The organism is Arthrobacter sp. YC-RL1 (assembly GCF_001454985.1).
In the GTDB taxonomy this organism is placed as follows: Bacteria; Actinomycetota; Actinomycetes; order Actinomycetales; family Micrococcaceae; genus Glutamicibacter; species Glutamicibacter soli.
Window position 1 is genome coordinate 208,086 of the sequence record NZ_CP013297.1, and the last position, 16,215, is coordinate 224,300.

The following is a 16,215-nucleotide window of genomic DNA, read 5'->3' on the forward strand; positions in this document are numbered from 1 at the left end:
ACTTGGCGACCGAAGCAAGCGGCACGGAGGAAGGGTCGTACGGGCATGAGCAGGCATAGCGACAAGGCGCGGGAGGCGCTGATGGATGCGGCGGAAGAACTCTTCGCCATCCATGGAATCGATGGCGTCTCGAACCGGAAGATCACCGAACATGCCGGCACGGCGAACCATTCGGCGATCAAGTACCATTTCGGGACCCGCGACGACCTGCTCAATGCGCTGATCCGCCGCGCCATCACCGAAGTTTCGGAATTCCGGGAGGCCCTGCCGGTCAGCGAGGACCTCGACGGCGGCCTGCGCGAAGTGGTAACCCATCGGGTGCTGCCGTGGATCTACTACCTGGCCGCCCAACCCGAGCCATTCTGCCGGGCGCAGTTCCTCTATCAGGTGCGCGGCTACCCGGGCCTGTCCGGAATCGGCGCAGAAATGCTCCGTGGTGATGAGCTGCAGGCCGATCTGGTGGGCAGGACGCGCCACGAACTGCGCGGCATTCCCGCTTCGGTGCTCCGAGCCCGCGCGGGAATCCTCGGCTATATGGTGCTCGGGATCAGCGCGGAGTTCGAGCGCCAGGTGGCCGAGGGGGAGCATGCGGCGACCTGGGAGGAGCTCGGCTACTTCCTGGTCGACTCCATCGTGGGCATGGTCGCCGCCCCGAGCACCGCGAAATCCGAGTTCCTCGATTTCGGCGGGCCATCCCGCGGATAGAAGCCGAGGACAATCCGCAGATCAACCGACGTATCGAAGGACACCATGAAAAGCAACGGAAAATCCCGAAGCGATGACCAGCCCTCGCCCCAGGAGATGGCCAGCAGGCTGAAGGAGCGCGTCTACGTGACCTTCACCGCGCTCGCGGTGCTGCTGGCCATGAACCTGCACAGCCATGACCCGAAACCCGGGGCATCGGCCGTGAGCCTGCTGGTGACCGTGGCCGCGATCCTGATGGCAGGACTGGTTGCCGACCTGATTTCCCACTCGACGGTCCACGCGTCGCTGCCCACACGCGCAGAGCTGCGCCACCAGCTGGAAGTCGCGTGGGGAGCTGGTGGAGCCATTGTCGGTCCGCTGATCCTGTTGGGTCTCAGCGCGCTCGGGGTCTTCTCCACGTCCACGGCGCTGATCGGGGGGCAGTGGATGCTCGTGGCGGCGTTGGCATTCTTTGCCTGGCTCTCTTTGCGCCGGAGCAAGCTCGGCTTCTGGCGCACCCTGTGGCTGATGCTCGTGCTCGTCCTGGTCGGCGTCGTGGTCATCGCGTTGCAGCTGCTGGCCCATTCCTAGGCGCACTCGGGTGCGATATGTCTCGGTGTCCGGAGGGTGGATCGGCGTGAATTCCTTGACCAGCACCGAACTGCAGGACATGCTGTAAGCCAAGGTGCCGGGCGGAGTCTGACCTGCTCGGGGCATTGACGGCAGTATCGCCTGCGGAATGGGGATGACATGAAGAAATTTTCACTTGCGGCCATTGCGCGCACTGAATTGCGCGAAGCAGTGAACGCCAGCAACGGTCGTGCGGCGCGCACGGTCTTCGGCGGGCACGAGCACGTCATGCGGCAAACGGTGATGGCTCTGGCGCGGGGCACCGAGCTGCAGGAGCATGAAAACCCGGGCGAGGCCACCATTCTGGTGATTTCCGGAAGGATCCGCATCAGCTCGGGCGGCGAGCAGTGGGAAGGGCGCAGCCAGGACCTGCTGGTCCTTCCCGACGGCCGCATCCAGGTCACCGCGCTGGAGGAATCGAGCATTCTCTTGAGCGTGGCCAAGAACGGGCGGTGACTTCCCGTTAAATAACGCAGAGACCATGCCCGACGCCTCAGGAGAATGGTCTCTACGCAGTTTGTGGGTGCACCTAGGTGCAGTGCTGGTTACCGGCCGAAGAGCTTGGTCCAGATGCTCGGCGCCTGCGGGGTGATGCGGATGCGCGGAGCGATGTCGGGGTCCAGGTTCTCGATCGGTTGAAAGAGCCCTGTCCGCAGTGCCTCGGTGGCCGCGACCAGACGCTGTCCCTCCGGTGAGCAGTTGAAGTTGGCTGGATTGATAGCGGTCATTGCGACCCTCCTTCAGATGGTTCAACTTCCGAATTATGGAAGTTTTATTTTGCTTTACGAAACTAGTATGGGGGTCTCACTGCACTGATGGCAATAGTCCCGGGCAAAAAAACTTATCCATGGTGCGGAAAAAACCCTAAAGTCTGACTTATCCAAGTTTTTTTGGAACACGACTTGACGGCCATGGTGTGAACTGGCTTACAGTGGTGAACAAGTTCCACGGAGCCAACATCTAGTCGAAGCCGAATTTTTCGGTGGTAAGGGTGTTCAGCTAAAGCTCCCTGGGTTAACCCTTGAGCTAGAAATGAGCTGAGCACCCGATGCACCTCAACGTATTCAATGAAGTCTCCGCCGCCGAAGCGGCCGAAATTCTGCGTCCGTGCATCGATGTTGAGCGCTGGATCAATGATCTGGTTTCTGCTCGCCCCTTCTCCTCGCTGGCTGCCCTCCACGAGTCCGCAACCCGCAGCGCCGCACCATTCAACCGCGACGAAATCGCCGCGGCCTTGGCTCATCACCCGCGCATCGGAGAACGAGCCGGCGGAAACAGCCAGGAAGCAACCCTCTCCCGCGGAGAGCAGGCGGCCCTGGACCTCAATGCGGACATCATCGAACGCCTTGCCGCGGCCAACCGGGCCTATGAACAGCGCTTCGACCGCGTCTTCCTCATCCGCGCCGCCGGGCGAAGCAGCGAGGAAATCCTCGCCGAATGCCAGCGACGACTGGAAAACACCGACGAGGCGGAGCTGGCCGAAGTAGCCGACCAGCTGCGCCAAATTGCCCTGCTGCGACTGCAGGACGCGGTCAAGAACTAACTTCCAGAGCACCTTCCCTCCAGCGACCGACTCATTAGTCAGGAGACGAACACATGGCAGATGCCAGCGCAGAGCGCAGCCACATCACCACCCACATTCTCGACACCGGGACCGGGAGGCCATCCTCCGGTGTCAAGGCCACGCTGGAAGCCAAGACGGCATCCGGCTGGCAAGAAATCGGCTCGGGGATCACCGATGCGGACGGCCGCATCAAGAACCTCGGCCCGACTCAGGTTGAAGCAGGCCACTACCGGGTTTCATTCGAAATCGGGGACTACTTCGGGAAGCAGGGAACGGAAAGCTTCTTCCCCGGGGTAACCATCGACTTCTACGTCAACAACGTCGATGAGCACTACCACGTACCTCTTCTTATCAGCCCGTTTGCATATTCCACGTACCGAGGGAGTTAGAACAATGACTACCGAAATCACCGCCCCAGCATCCACCGGCATCGTCCTTGGCGAGAACCAGTACGGCAAGGCCGAGGTCCGCCTGGTCAAGATCACCCGCGACACCGCCCGCCACCAGATCGAAGACCTGAACGTCACCAGCCAGCTGCACGGCGACTTCACCGAAGCCCACCTGGAGGGGGACAACGGCAAGGTCGTCCCGACCGACACCCAGAAGAACACCGTCTACGGCCTGGCCCGCGACGGTGTGAACAGCCCGGAGGAATTCCTGCTCCGCCTGGGCGCCCACTTCACCGGCGAGTTCGAGTGGATCACCGGCGGCCGCTGGGCGGCCCAGCAGTACTTCTGGGACCGCATCAACGACCACGACCACGCCTTCTCGAAGAACAAGAACGAGGTCCGCACCGCGGTGCTGGAAATCGCTGAAGACGGCTCCAAGAGCATCGTCGCCGGTCTGGAGGACCTGACCGTCCTGAAGTCCACCGGCTCCGAGTTCCATGGTTTCCCGGTCGACCGCTACACCACCCTGAAGGAAACCAGCGACCGCATCCTGGCCACCGACGTGACCGCCCGCTGGCGCTACACCTCGGAAGCCATCGAGGCGGGCATCGACTTCAACGCGGTCTATGCCTCGGTGCGCGAGCAGCTGCTGACGCTGTTCGCCAACACCCACTCGCTGGCGCTGCAGCACACCATGTTCGAGATGGGCAAGGCCGCGCTGGAGGCCAACGAGCAGATCGCCGAGATCAAGTTCTCGCTGCCGAACAAGCACCACTTCCTGGTGGACCTCGAGGTCTTCGGCCAGGACAACCCGAATGAAGTGTTCTTCGCCGCGGACCGTCCATACGGCCTGATCGAAGCCACCGTGACCCGTGAGGGCGGCGCAGCCAAGCACCCGATCTGGTCGAACATTCCAGCATTTATCTAATTTTGATAAGCGGCGAGGGTGTGCCGATGCGGACACATCGGCACACCCTTGGCAGCGACTGACTTAGGAGGTCAGCCATGAGCGCTACACAAGATGAATCTATCAAAGGGACGCGTCCCGAAGATGCCAAGTTACCACTAGGCAAGACTTTTGCCTACGGTTTGCAGCACGTCTTGACCATGTACGGCGGCATCATCGCGCCGCCGCTGATTATCGGCAGCGCAGCCGGTCTATCACCCGAAGAAATCGGCCTGCTCGTCGCCAGTTGCCTGTTCGTGGGCGGCCTGGCCACTATCCTGCAGACCATCGGCATCCCGTTCTTCGGCGCGCAACTCCCGCTGGTGCAGGGCACGTCCTTCGCCTCGGTGGCCACCATGGTCGCCATCGTCAACGGAGGAGGCGGCATCCAAGCGGTCTTTGGCGCGGTTCTCGTGGCGTCGCTCATCGGCTTCCTCATTGCCCCGTTCTTTGCGAGGGTCATCAGATTCTTCCCGCCGGTCGTCACCGGCACGGTCATCACGATGATCGGCATCTCCCTGACTCCCGTGGCCGCCAACTGGGCCATGGGCGGGAATGCCAAGGCGGATGACTACGGGTCGCTGGCCAACATCGGCTTGGCCGCCGGCACCCTGCTGGTAGTCATCCTGCTCTCGAAGGTCGGCAATGCCGCGATCTCCCGCATGTCCATCCTGCTGGCGATCGTCATCGGCACCGTCGCCGCCGCCCTGCTGGGAATGGCGGACTTCTCCAAGGTCGGCAACGGCTCGATCTTCGCCTTCCCGCAGCCGCTGGCCTTCGGCATGCCGATCTTCGAAATCGGCGGCATCATCTCGATGACCATTGTGGTGCTCGTAATCCTGACCGAGACCACCGCAGACATCCTGGCCGTCGGTGAAATCGCCAATACCAAGGTCGACTCCAAGCGCATCGCCGACGGCCTGCGTGCCGACATGGCCTCCTCCGCAATCGCTCCGATTTTCAACACCTTCACCCAGTCCGCCTTCGCGCAGAACGTCGGCCTGGTCGCCATCACCGGCATCACCAGCCGTTTCGTGGTCGCCGCCGGCGGCGGCATCCTGGTGGTCCTCGGCCTGCTGCCCGTCCTGGGCCGCGTGGTGGCCGCGATCCCGACCCCGGTCCTGGGCGGCGCAGGCATCGTCCTGTTCGGCACCGTGGCCGCCTCGGGCATCCGCACCCTGTCCAAGGTCAAGTACGACGGCAAGAACCTGATCATCGTGGCGGCCTCCATCGCCTTCGGCTGCGTGCCGATCGTGAAGCCGGACTTCTACGAGAGCTTCCCGGTGTGGTTCCAGACCATCTTCCACTCGGGGATCTCCTCGGCCGCCGTCATGGCGGTGCTGCTGAACCTGCTATTCAACGTCCTGCAGGCCGGCAACACTAAGGACAACTCGGTCTTTGCCGCGGCCCCGCCGCGCATGGTGAAGGAAGAGGAAGTCTGCGGCCTGATCGAAGGAGACCACTTCGAGGGCGGCAAGCTGATCGACAAGGACGGCTACGAGATTCCCGTGGTCACTTCCGAAGACTACGAGAAGATCCAGACCGGAGCGATCCAGATGCCTGCACCCAGGCTCGCCGGGAGCTCGGAGCACTGAGTCTGACCCGGGGGATCCCGAACAAAACAAGAACGATCGCGAAAAGATGGACAAGGATCCATCCTGAGCGGGCTCAACGCCCGCAGGCCATGCGCCTGCGGGCGTTCGCCCGTGTTGGCGGGAGGAATGGTTTGCAATAATGACGGATGTGAATACTGTTCAGCCCACTGAAGGGCCAGCCGCGCACCGTCCGCCGTCCATGGCCGACGTCGCGGTGGTGGCCGGGGTATCCCATCAAACCGTCTCCCGGGTGCTGAACGACCACCCCAACGTCCGCCAGGGAACCCGCGAACGCGTGTTGGAAGCCATCGAGCAGCTCAGCTACCGCCGCAACCGCGCGGCCCGCACGCTGGCCACCTCCCATTCGAGCATCGTCGGGATCCTGACGGTCGGCAGCGAGTTCTTCGGACCGCAGTCCACGGTGCTGGCCATCGAGGCGGCCGCCCGCAGCAAGGGATACTTCGTGACCGTCACCGCGCTGGACCGCTACGACGTGCGTACCTCCATGGCAGCGCTGAACCACCTGATCGACCAAGGGGTGGACGGGGTCGTCGTGGTTGCGCCGTTCGAGAAGATCACCGATGCCATCGATGCAGCGAACTTGAAGGTGCCAGTGGTCGTGGTGGCCGCGCGCACCTCCGTTCCGGACGACGACCCGGCGCGCTACGTGTACGTCGACCAGCGAGAGGGCGCCCGGCAGGCCACCCGCCACCTGCTGGCGCTGGGCCATCGGAAGATCGCCCACGTCTCGGGCCCCACCGGATGGTTCGATGCGGTTGAACGCAAGATCGGCTGGCGCGAGGAGATGTCCGCCGCGAAGGCCCCCGCCATCGAGGTTCCGGCCGAATCATGGCTGTCTCCCAGCGGCTATGAAGCCGGCCAGCGCCTTGTGGAGCAGGTGCGCGCCGGCGAGGTGACAGCGGTGTTCGCCGCCAACGACTACCTGGCCATCGGCCTGCTGCGCGCCTTCTGGGAGGGCGGCGTGAACGTGCCGCAGGACGTGTCGGTCGCCGGGTTCGACGACCTGCAGGTATCCAACTACCTGATTCCGGCGCTCACCACGGTACGCCAGCCCTTCGAAGAGGTCGGCCAGGCGGCCCTGAACGAGCTGCTCAGCCCCGACCAAGGGAATTCGCTGCCGCGCGTGACCGCCCCGACCATGGTGATCAGGGCGAGCACCGCACCGCCTCCCTCCGCATAGGTTCCAGCCGCCGCGGTCTGAGCAGAATAGCTCCGAATGTATTGCGCATCTCATTTTGTTAGCGCTAACATTAAGTCCAAGTTCCCGTCAGCCCCCGTTTTCGCTCCCGAGGGGTTGACGCTGTAAAGACGCTGCCCCGCACCGGGGCCGAGGATGGAGTACCCATGGCTGTTGTGCCGACCGAGAGCGCCGCGCGCGACTGCATTGCCGCCGGGCAGGCCGTATTGGGCATTGAATTCGGATCCACCAACATCAAGGCGAGCCTCATCGGGGCGGACCATGAGCAACTGGCCAGCGGCAGCCACGCCTGGGAAAACCAGTACGTGGAGCGCACCTGGACCTATTCGCTCGAAGCTGTCGCCTCCGGACTCCAGGAGGCAGTTGCCATGCTGCTGGCCGACGCCGAGAAGCGCCATGGCGTACGACCCCAGCAGTTCGCGGCCATCGGCATTTCCGCGATGATGCACGGCTATCTCGCCTTCGACCAGGCCGGCGAGCTGCTGGTACCGTTCCGCACCTGGCGCAACACCTCCACCGGGCAGGCCTCGGCGGCCCTGACGGAAGCCTTCGGCGTGAATATCCCGCTGCGCTGGTCGGTGGCCCACTACTACCAGGCGCTGCTGGATGGCGAGGAGCACACTTCGCGCATCGGGCACCTGACGACGCTCGCTGGCTACGTCCACCAGAAGCTGACAGGTCGCCGGGTCTTGGGGGTCGGCGACGCGTCCGGGATGTTCCCGATCGACAGCGCGACCGGCGGCTACGATGCAGCGCTGGGGCGGCGCTTCGACGAACTCGCTGCAGCCAGCGGAGCCAGCGGGCGGCTGTTCGACCTGCTTCCGCAGGTGCTGCCCGCCGGGCAGGACGCGGGGAGGCTGAGCCCCGAAGGGGCGAGGCTGCTGGATCCGTCCGGAACCCTCCAGCCAGGGGCCGCCTTCTGCCCTCCGGAGGGCGATGCCGGAACCGGCATGGTCGCCACCAATTCCACGGCCCCGCGCACCGGCAATGTCTCGGCCGGCACCTCCATTTTCGCGATGGTGGTGCTCGATGCCCCGTTGGCCTTCCCGCACCAGGAGATCGACCTCGTGGCCACCCCCGCCGGGGATCCGGTGGCCATGGTGCACTGCAACAACGGCGCCAGCGAACTGGCGGCCTGGGCAGGGGTCTTCGGCGAATTCGCGGCCGCGCTGGGTTCCCCGGCGGACTCCGAGAAGGTGTTCTCGACCTTGTTCGCCGCCGCGCTGGAAGGCTGCCGGGACGGCGGGGGACTGCTGGCCTACAACTACCTTTCCGGGGAGCCGGTCACCGGGCTTCAGGAGGGCCGTCCGCTTCTCCTGCGCACCCCGGATTCTTCGCTGAACCTGGGCAACCTGATGCGCGCCCACATCTACGGGGTCTTCGCCACCCTCAGCCTGGGCATGCGGATCCTGGCTGCCGAACACGCGGCGGTTGAAAAAATGTATGCCCACGGTGGCATTTTCCGCACTGCCGGCGTGGCCCAGCGTTTCCTGGCGGCGGCACTCGACGTCCCCGTCGCCGTGGGGAGCACCGCCGGACACGGCGGTGCCTGGGGCATCGCGGTACTCGCAGCCTACCGCCTGGCCCGCGCGGAGCAGCCGCAGCTGGAACTGTCCGACTATCTCGCGGACCGCGTTTTCGCGGGTGCCGCAGTCAACACCGTCCTGCCCGACCCAACGGACGTGGCCGGCTACGCCGCCTACCTGCGCGCCTACGTCGACGGGCTGTCCGTCGAGCGCGCCGCCATCCACGCCATCTGAAGGAGCCATCGATGAGTTCAAGCCGTACCCTCCAGGACTACCCGGAGGCCATGCGCGATCAGGTGCGGCGCGTGAGGGAGGTCGTCGCGGGCCTGCACGCCGAGCTGCCGCGCTACGAACTGGTGGTCTGGACCGCCGGCAATGTCTCCCAGCGCGTGCGCCACCCTCAGGTGGCTGACGGCAGCCAGGACCTGTTCGTCATCAAGCCCTCGGGGGTCTCCTATGACGAGCTGACCGCCGAATTAATGGTGGTCTGCACGCTGGACGGGCAGCTGCTGGACGGCACGCGGGCCCCGTCCTCGGACACCGCGGCCCATGCCTACACCTACAGGCACATGCCCCACGTGGGCGGCGTGGTGCATACGCACTCCACCTACGCGACCGCCTGGGCTGCCCGCGGGGAACCGATCCCGTGCGTGCTGACCATGATGGCCGACGAATTCGGCGGACCCATCCCGGTGGGCCCCTTCGCGGTGATCGGGGACGACTCCATCGGCCGGGGCATCGTGGACACGTTGTCCGGCTCGCGCAGCCCCGCGGTGCTGATGGCCAATCACGGGCCGTTCACCATCGGCCCGGATGCCCGCGCCGCGGTCAAGGCCGCGGTGATGTGCGAGGAGGTGGCCCGCACGGTCCACATCTCGCTCCAGCTGGGCGAACCTACGCCTCTCGACGCCAGCCATATCGACTCGCTCTACGAGCGCTACCAGCACGTCTACGGACAGTAAGGACATCATGACCAAGGCCTATGACACCAAGGAGATCTGGTTTTTCACCGGCAGCCAGGACCTCTACGGCGAGGAGACGCTGCGCCAGGTGGCGCAGCAGTCCACCGAAGTCGCCGAGGCGCTGGACGCCTCGGCCCAGGTTCCCGCCCGCATCGTGTGGAAGCCGGTGCTCAAGGACTCCGACTCCATCCGCCGCGCCATGCTCGACGCCAACTCGGATGACAATGTTCTGGGCGTGATCACCTGGATGCACACCTTCAGCCCTGCCAAGATGTGGATCACCGGCCTGAAGGCGCTGGCCAAGCCGCTGCTGCACTTGCACACGCAGGCAAATGTCGAGCTGCCCTGGGAATCGATCGACTTCGATTTCATGAACCTGAACCAGGCGGCCCACGGCGACCGCGAGTACGCCTATCTGGCCACCCGGCTGGGCGCCGCGCGCACCACCGTGGTGGGCCACGTATCCAACCCGGCCGTGGCCAAGCGTGTTGGCGCCTGGGTGCGCGGCGCCGCCGGATGGGATGCGGTGCAGGGGTTGAACCTGGTGCGATTCGGCGACAACATGCGCAATGTCGCGGTCACCGAGGGCGACAAGACCGAGGCGGAGATCCGCTTCGGGGTGTCGGTGAACAGCTGGGCGGTCAACGACCTGGTCGACGCCATGGCCGCGGTGGACCAGGCGCAGGTCGACGCGCTGGTCGCTGAATACGAGCGCGACTACGACGTCGCGCAGGAGCTGCGTGCGGGAGGCGCGCGCCATGAATCGCTGCGCTATGCCGCGGCGCAGGAGATCGCGCTGGAAACATTCCTGCGCCAGGCCAACGCCTGGGCCTTCACCACCAACTTCGAGGACCTGGGCGGGCTGCGGCAGCTGCCCGGCCTAGCGGTGCAGCGCCTGATGGCCAAGGGCTACGGCTTCGGCGCCGAAGGCGACTGGAAGACCGCAGTGCTGGTGCGCGCGGCCAAGGTCATGGGTGCAGGGCTTCCCGGCGGCGCTTCGCTCATGGAGGACTACACCTACGACCTGACCCCGGGCAGGGAACTGATTCTCGGTGCGCACATGCTGGAAATCTGCCCCTCGCTGACCACCGTAAAACCCCGCGTGGAAATCCACCCGCTGGGAATCGGCGGGCGCGAGGACCCGGTGCGCATGGTCTTCAACGCCGGCGCAACCGAGGGAGCGGTGGTCGTATCAATGGCTGACATGAGAGAACGCTTCCGCCTGACGGCAAATGTGGTGGACGTTCTCGCGCCGCCGGCCGACCTGCCGAACCTGCCGGTGGCACGGGCGGTGTGGCGTCCGCGTCCGGACTTCAATACCTCGACCGAATCCTGGTTGGCTGCCGGCGGAGCGCATCACACCGTCATGTCCACGGGTGCGGGAATTGAAGAGTTCGAAATCTTCGCCGAGATCGCGGGCACCGAGTTGCTGGTCATCGACGAGGAAACCACCCGGCGCAACTTCGCCCAGCAGATCCGGGTTAACCAGGCGTATTTCCGGCTGGCCCAAGGTTTCTGAAACTTCAGGCGGCATCCGGTATTCCCGGCTACCGGCAATCACCGCTACGCATTACGCGACAGTAACATCAGGTCACGAGATGGATGGGCTCCACGACCTGCGCGTAATGTCGTGGATCACATTCGTTGCCTCGAACCCGGAAGGATATTTTTGTAAGGAAGGGTGGCTCATATCACTTGTTAGCGCTAACATGGTGTGAGCCGGGTCCCATTTCCGGGCGAGGCGGACTTTTCAAGGAGGAAAAATGGCATGGAATAACTGGGCCCGCAAGGCTGCGGCAACCCTCGGATCCGTCGCACTGGTCACGACCCTCGCCGCATGCGGCGGCAGCGGTGCAGGCGGCGGCGCCGGAGCCGGTAGCGGAGAATCCACCGCACCGGAGGACATCCAGGTCGGCGTGGCAATGCCCACCGAAACTTCGGAACGCTGGATCGCCGACGGCGATGCCGTGAAGTCGCAGCTGGAGGAAGCCGGTTATTCGGTGGACCTGCAGTTCGCCAACGACGACATCCCGACCCAGCAGCAGCAGATCGACCAGATGATCACCAAGGGCGCGGATATCCTCGTTGTCGCCTCGATCGACGGCACGGCGCTGTCCAACCAGCTGCAGGCCGCCGCGGACCAGGACATCCCGATCATTTCCTACGACCGGCTGATCAACGGCACGGAAAACGTCGACTTCTACGTCACCTTCGACAACTACAACGTCGGCGTGCAGCAGGCGACCTCGTTGCTGACCGGCCTGGGCCTGCTGGATGCCGACGGCAACAAGACCGACAAGAAGGGTCCGCTGAACATCGAGCTGTTCGCCGGATCGCTGGACGACAACAACGCCCACTTCTTCTGGAAGGGCGCCATCGACACCCTGCAGCCGTACCTGGATGACAAGACCCTGGTGGTCAAGTCCGGGCAGACCAAGATCGAGCAGGCAGCCACCCTGCGCTGGAGCCAGGAAGAGGCCCAGAGCCGCATGGAAGACCTGCTGACCGCGCACTACGCCGGCGGCAAGACCCAGCTGGACGGCGTCCTCTCGCCATTCGACGGCATCTCCCGCGGCGTCATCACCGCCCTGAGCAACGCAGGCTACGGCAAGGACATCAAGGCCGGGCTGCCGGTCGTCAGCGGCCAGGACGCGGAAATCGCCTCGGTGAAGCTGATCGATGACGGAGTCCAGTACTCCACCATCTTCAAGGACACCCGCAAGCTGGCCAGCCAGGCCGTCGACGCGGTCAAGGCCTACGCCGGCGGCGGCGAGCCGACCGCCAACGACACCGAGTCGTACAACAACGGCGTCAAGGCAGTTCCTTCCTTCCTGCTGGAATCGGACATCGTGATTGCTGACAACATCCAGAAGCTGCTGGTTGACTCCGGTTACTACACCGCGGACGAAGTGAAGTCCGGTCAGAGCAAGTAGCGCTCCTACCGGCTGGGGGTTGGCGGGCCGGCACGGCCCGCCAACCCGACGCATCGACCAAAGATCACAGCAAGGACCTGGGTACCCATGGACACCACTATCCTGCAGATGCAGGACATCACCAAGACCTTCCCCGGCGTCAAGGCGCTGGACGGCGTCAACCTCACCGTGCAGCAGGGAGAAATCCACGCCATCTGCGGTGAAAACGGCGCCGGGAAATCCACCCTCATGAAAGTGCTCTCCGGGGTCTACCCGCACGGCAGCTACGAGGGACGGATCCTGTTCGAGGGCCAGGAGCTGAAAGCGTCGAACATCAAGGATTCCGAAGCGCAGGGCATCGTCATCATCCACCAGGAGCTGGCCCTGGTGCCCTACCTGTCCGTGGCGGAGAACATCTTCCTGGGCAACGAAACCCAGCGCGGCGGCTTCATCGACTGGAACGAAACCAACCAGCGCGCCGCCAAGCTGCTGGCCCGCGTGGGACTGGACGAACTGCCGGTCACCCCGGTCGGCCAGCTGGGCGTAGGCAAGCAGCAGCTCGTTGAAATCGCCAAGGCGCTGAGCAAGAACGTGAAACTGCTGATCCTCGACGAGCCCACCGCGGCCCTGAACGACGAGGACTCCGCCCACCTGCTGCAGCTGCTGCGCGGGCTACGCGAGCAGGGAATCACCTCGATCATCATTTCCCACAAGCTCGGGGAGATCGAAGACATCGCGAACACCACCACCATCATCCGCGACGGCCAGTCGGTGGAAGCCCTGGACATGTCGGACCCGGCCTCCACCCAGAACCGCATCATCCGCGGCATGGTCGGCCGCGAGCTCTCCGCCCGCTACCCGGACCGAACCCCGCAGATCGGGGAGGTCGTTTTCGAAGTCAAGAACTGGTCGGTGTACCACCCGACCCAGCAGGACCGGAAGGTCGTGGACAACGCCTCGCTCCAGGTGCGCGCCGGGGAAATCGTCGGCATCGCCGGGCTGATGGGGGCCGGGCGCACCGAACTGGCGATGAGCGTCTTCGGGCACAGCTACGGCCGCGCCATCACCGGCGAGGTCCACATGGACGGCCGGAAGGTGGACACCTCCACCGTCGGGAAGGCGATCAAGGCAGGCATCGCCTATGTCTCGGAGGACCGCAAGAAGTTCGGCCTGAACCTCATCGAGGACATCCGCGTGAACACCACCGCGGCAGGACTGGCAAAGATCTCCTCCAACGGATTCGTGGACGGCAACAAGGAAATCCAGATCGCCGAGCACTACCGCAAGTCCATGCGGATCAAGACCCCGAACGTCATGGCCAAGACCGGGAACCTTTCCGGCGGCAACCAGCAGAAAGTCGTGCTGGGCAAATGGCTGCACACCGCGCCGGAGCTGCTGATCCTGGACGAGCCCACCCGCGGCATCGACGTCGGGGCCAAATACGAGATCTACACGATCATCAACGAACTCGCGGCCGCCGGCAAGGCGGTGCTGGTCATCTCCTCCGAGCTGCCGGAACTGCTGGGCATCTGCGACCGCATCTACACACTCGCCTACGGCCGGATGACCGGCCAGCTGCCACGAGCCGAAGCCACCCAGGAACGCCTCATGGAGCTCATGACCATTGAGAGGGAGAGCGCCCGATGACGATCTCATCCGAGCTGAAAGACATCTTCACCAAGAACCTGCGCACCTCGGGCATCTACATCGCCTTCGTGCTGATCGTGCTGCTGTTCACCGTGCTGACCAACGGGCTGCTGCTCAGCCCGACGAACATCACCAACATCGTCCTGCAGTACTCCTACGTGCTGGTGCTCGCGCTGGGCATGATCATCGTGATCGTCGGCGGGCACATCGACCTGTCGGTGGGATCGCTGGTCGCGCTGACCGGCGCGGTGTCGGCGGTGCTGGTCATCAAGGGCGGAATGCCCTGGTGGGTCGGCATGCTCGCCGGCATCCTCACCGGCGCGCTGTGCGGGGTGTGGCAGGGTTTCTGGGTGGCGATCGTGGGGATCCCGTCCTTCATCGTGACCCTTGCCGGCATGCTGCTCTTCCGCGGCCTGACCTACGAGGTGCTGAACAACATCTCGCTCTCGCCGTTCCCCGCCGGATACCAGAAGATCGCCGGCGGCTTCCTCAACGGCCTGCTCGGCGGCTACGGCTTCGACACCTTCACCCTGGTCATCGGCGTGATCGCGGTGGCCGGCCTGGTCGTCTCGGCCTGGCGCACCCGTCAGGGGCGCGTGAAGTACGGCCAGCAGGTCGAGTCGATGGCGATGTTCCTGGGCAAGAACCTGCTCTCCGCGGCGATCATCCTGTGGTTCTTCTGGCAGATCGCCACCAGCCGCGGCATGCCGATCGTGCTGATCATCCTGGGCGTGCTCATCATCGCGTACCACGTGCTGACCACCAAGACCGTGTTCGGACGCCATGTCTACGCGATCGGCGGCAACCTGTCCGCGGCGAAGCTCTCCGGCGTGAACATCAAGAAGATCAACTTCTGGATCTTCATCAACATGGGCATGCTCGCCGGCGTGGCCGGCGTGGTGTTCTCCTCGCGCTCCAACGGCGCTCAGCCGGGCGCCGGCAACATGTTCGAGCTCGACGCGATCGCCGCCTGTTTCATCGGCGGCGCCTCGACCACCGGCGGCGTGGGCCGCGTGACCGGCGCGATCGTCGGCGGCCTGGTCATGGCGGTGCTCTCCAACGGCATGCAGCTGATGGGCGTGGGCGCCTCCGCCCAGCAGATCGTCAAGGGCATCGTGCTGCTGCTGGCAGTCGCCTTCGACATCTACAACAAGCGCCGCGTGGGCCAGGGCAGTTGAGCCCGGACGCCATGCGCACCACCGCGAACGGAAAAATCGCCACGCTGGAAGCCCACGGGTTCACCGCGCGCATCGCCAGCGTGGGCGCCGCCTTGGCCGGCCTGGAATTCCGGGGCAGGCCCTTGGTGCGCCCCTTCGACACGGATAGGGCGCGCCCGGTCTACTCCGGGGCGCTGCTGGCCCCCTGGCCCAACCGGGTGGTCGATGGGCGCTACGGCTGGCAGGGCCGCGAACACCAGCTGGCGCTGACCGAGCCGGCGCGCGGGCATGCGCTGCACGGGCTGGCGGCGAATACCGATTTCACCGTCACCGCCGAGGACGCCTCGTCCCTGCGGCTTGCGGCGCTTCTCCCGGCGCAGGAGGGATACCCCTTCGCGCTGGAGCTGGCCGTCGAATTCCGGCTGGATCAGGACGGGCTGCGCACGCTGGTGACCGCCGCCAACATCGGCCGGGACACCGCGCCGCTGGGCTGGGGGTCGCACAGCTACCTGCTCGCCCCCGGCCGGCCGGAGGACTGGGTCCTTACGCTGCCCGCCGCCGCCGTGCAGGAAACCCGCGGCGAGCGGCTGCTGCCCGGGCGGCTGGTGCCGGTGGAGCAATTCGATCACGGGGCGCTGGATTTCCGCGCGCCGCGGGCGCTGGGGCAGACCTTCATCGACCACGCCTATACCCGCCTGCAGGCGGATTCCTCCGGCCTCTTCCACGCCAGCGTCACCGACGCCCAGGGGGTCGGCGCCCAGATCACCTGGGACGAGGCCTGCCGGTGGGTCCAGGTGCATACCGCCGACCGCCCGGAGCCGGAACTGGACCGTACGGGACTGGCGCTGGAACCGATGACCTGCCCTCCTGACGCCTTCAACAGCCACCAGCACCTCATCGCGCTGGAACCCGGCGCCAGCCACCAAGCATCCTGGCTCATCGGCCCGGTCCAGCCGCGCTGAGAACCGCCACCACACCGTGCAC

The 16,215-nt window shown here is 65.0% G+C and carries 16 protein-coding genes; 15 read left to right on the top strand and 1 reads right to left on the bottom strand.

Features of this window, described 5'->3' with window-relative positions; all coding sequences use genetic code 11:
• Positions 1–45 precede the first annotated feature (45 nt).
• The 3 genes from ATC04_RS00985 (at position 46) to ATC04_RS00995 (ending at position 1,770) form a co-directional block, all read left to right on the top strand.
• Positions 46–705: a TetR/AcrR family transcriptional regulator gene (locus tag ATC04_RS00985; protein WP_047120516.1), complete on the top strand. Its 660-nt coding sequence runs from the start codon at positions 46–48 to the stop codon at positions 703–705.
• Between the two features lie 45 nt (positions 706–750).
• Positions 751–1,275, top strand: coding sequence for a hypothetical protein (locus ATC04_RS00990; RefSeq protein ID WP_052772551.1), 525 nt, complete (start codon positions 751–753; stop codon positions 1,273–1,275).
• 159 nt (positions 1,276–1,434) lie between these two features.
• Positions 1,435–1,770 (top strand): cupin domain-containing protein, encoded by a 336-nt coding sequence (locus tag ATC04_RS00995; protein WP_047120514.1) that lies wholly within the window; start codon positions 1,435–1,437, stop codon positions 1,768–1,770.
• 89 nt (positions 1,771–1,859) lie between these two features.
• Here ATC04_RS00995 and ATC04_RS01000 read toward each other — a convergent pair whose 3' ends face one another.
• Positions 1,860–2,042, bottom strand: coding sequence for a hypothetical protein (locus ATC04_RS01000; RefSeq protein WP_047120513.1), 183 nt, complete (start codon positions 2,040–2,042; stop codon positions 1,860–1,862).
• 320 nt (positions 2,043–2,362) lie between these two features.
• Here ATC04_RS01000 and uraD point away from each other — a divergent pair, with 320 nt between their 5' ends.
• The 12 genes from uraD to ATC04_RS01060 all read left to right on the top strand — a co-directional run bounded on the left by uraD (position 2,363) and on the right by ATC04_RS01060 (position 16,193).
• Positions 2,363–2,857, top strand: coding sequence for a 2-oxo-4-hydroxy-4-carboxy-5-ureidoimidazoline decarboxylase (uraD, locus tag ATC04_RS01005; RefSeq protein ID WP_047120512.1), 495 nt, complete (start codon positions 2,363–2,365; stop codon positions 2,855–2,857).
• 53 nt (positions 2,858–2,910) lie between these two features.
• On the top strand, positions 2,911–3,267 hold the full coding sequence (gene uraH / locus ATC04_RS01010) for a hydroxyisourate hydrolase (RefSeq protein WP_047120511.1): 357 nt from the start codon (positions 2,911–2,913) through the stop codon (positions 3,265–3,267).
• Between the two features lie 4 nt (positions 3,268–3,271).
• The gene (gene pucL, locus ATC04_RS01015; RefSeq protein ID WP_047120510.1) at positions 3,272–4,195 is read left to right on the top strand and encodes a factor-independent urate hydroxylase; all 924 of its coding nucleotides are present in this window, start codon (positions 3,272–3,274) and stop codon (positions 4,193–4,195) included.
• A gap of 77 nt (positions 4,196–4,272) precedes the next feature.
• A complete protein-coding gene (locus tag ATC04_RS01020) occupies positions 4,273–5,808 on the top strand; it encodes a nucleobase:cation symporter-2 family protein (RefSeq protein WP_047120509.1) in 1,536 nt (511 codons plus the stop codon).
• A 139-nt stretch (positions 5,809–5,947) separates the two neighbouring features.
• Complete coding sequence (locus ATC04_RS01025) at positions 5,948–7,009, top strand: LacI family DNA-binding transcriptional regulator (RefSeq protein ID WP_052772550.1); 1,062 nt, start codon at positions 5,948–5,950, stop codon at positions 7,007–7,009.
• Positions 7,010–7,173: 164 nt separating this feature from the next.
• Positions 7,174–8,787, top strand: a complete 1,614-nt coding sequence (locus ATC04_RS01030; protein ID WP_047120507.1) for an FGGY-family carbohydrate kinase — start codon at positions 7,174–7,176, stop codon at positions 8,785–8,787.
• Positions 8,788–8,798: 11 nt separating this feature from the next.
• A complete protein-coding gene (locus tag ATC04_RS01035) occupies positions 8,799–9,515 on the top strand; it encodes an L-ribulose-5-phosphate 4-epimerase (RefSeq protein WP_047120506.1) in 717 nt (238 codons plus the stop codon).
• Positions 9,516–9,522: 7 nt separating this feature from the next.
• Positions 9,523–11,034 (top strand): L-arabinose isomerase, encoded by a 1,512-nt coding sequence (araA, locus tag ATC04_RS01040; protein ID WP_047120505.1) that lies wholly within the window; start codon positions 9,523–9,525, stop codon positions 11,032–11,034.
• Positions 11,035–11,278: 244 nt separating this feature from the next.
• Positions 11,279–12,448 carry a multiple monosaccharide ABC transporter substrate-binding protein gene (gene chvE, locus ATC04_RS01045; protein WP_047120504.1) on the top strand — a complete coding sequence of 390 codons (1,170 nt, stop codon included), beginning with the start codon at positions 11,279–11,281 and terminating at the stop codon, positions 12,446–12,448.
• 87 nt (positions 12,449–12,535) lie between these two features.
• On the top strand, positions 12,536–14,074 hold the full coding sequence (mmsA, locus tag ATC04_RS01050; protein ID WP_047120503.1) for a multiple monosaccharide ABC transporter ATP-binding protein: 1,539 nt from the start codon (positions 12,536–12,538) through the stop codon (positions 14,072–14,074).
• Positions 14,071–15,252 carry a multiple monosaccharide ABC transporter permease gene (gene mmsB / locus ATC04_RS01055; protein WP_047120502.1) on the top strand — a complete coding sequence of 394 codons (1,182 nt, stop codon included), beginning with the start codon at positions 14,071–14,073 and terminating at the stop codon, positions 15,250–15,252. The genes mmsA and mmsB overlap by 4 nt, the downstream gene beginning before the upstream one ends.
• Before the next feature lie 11 nt (positions 15,253–15,263).
• Positions 15,264–16,193, top strand: coding sequence for an aldose 1-epimerase family protein (locus tag ATC04_RS01060; protein WP_047120501.1), 930 nt, complete (start codon positions 15,264–15,266; stop codon positions 16,191–16,193).
• Positions 16,194–16,215: the final 22 nt, after the last annotated feature.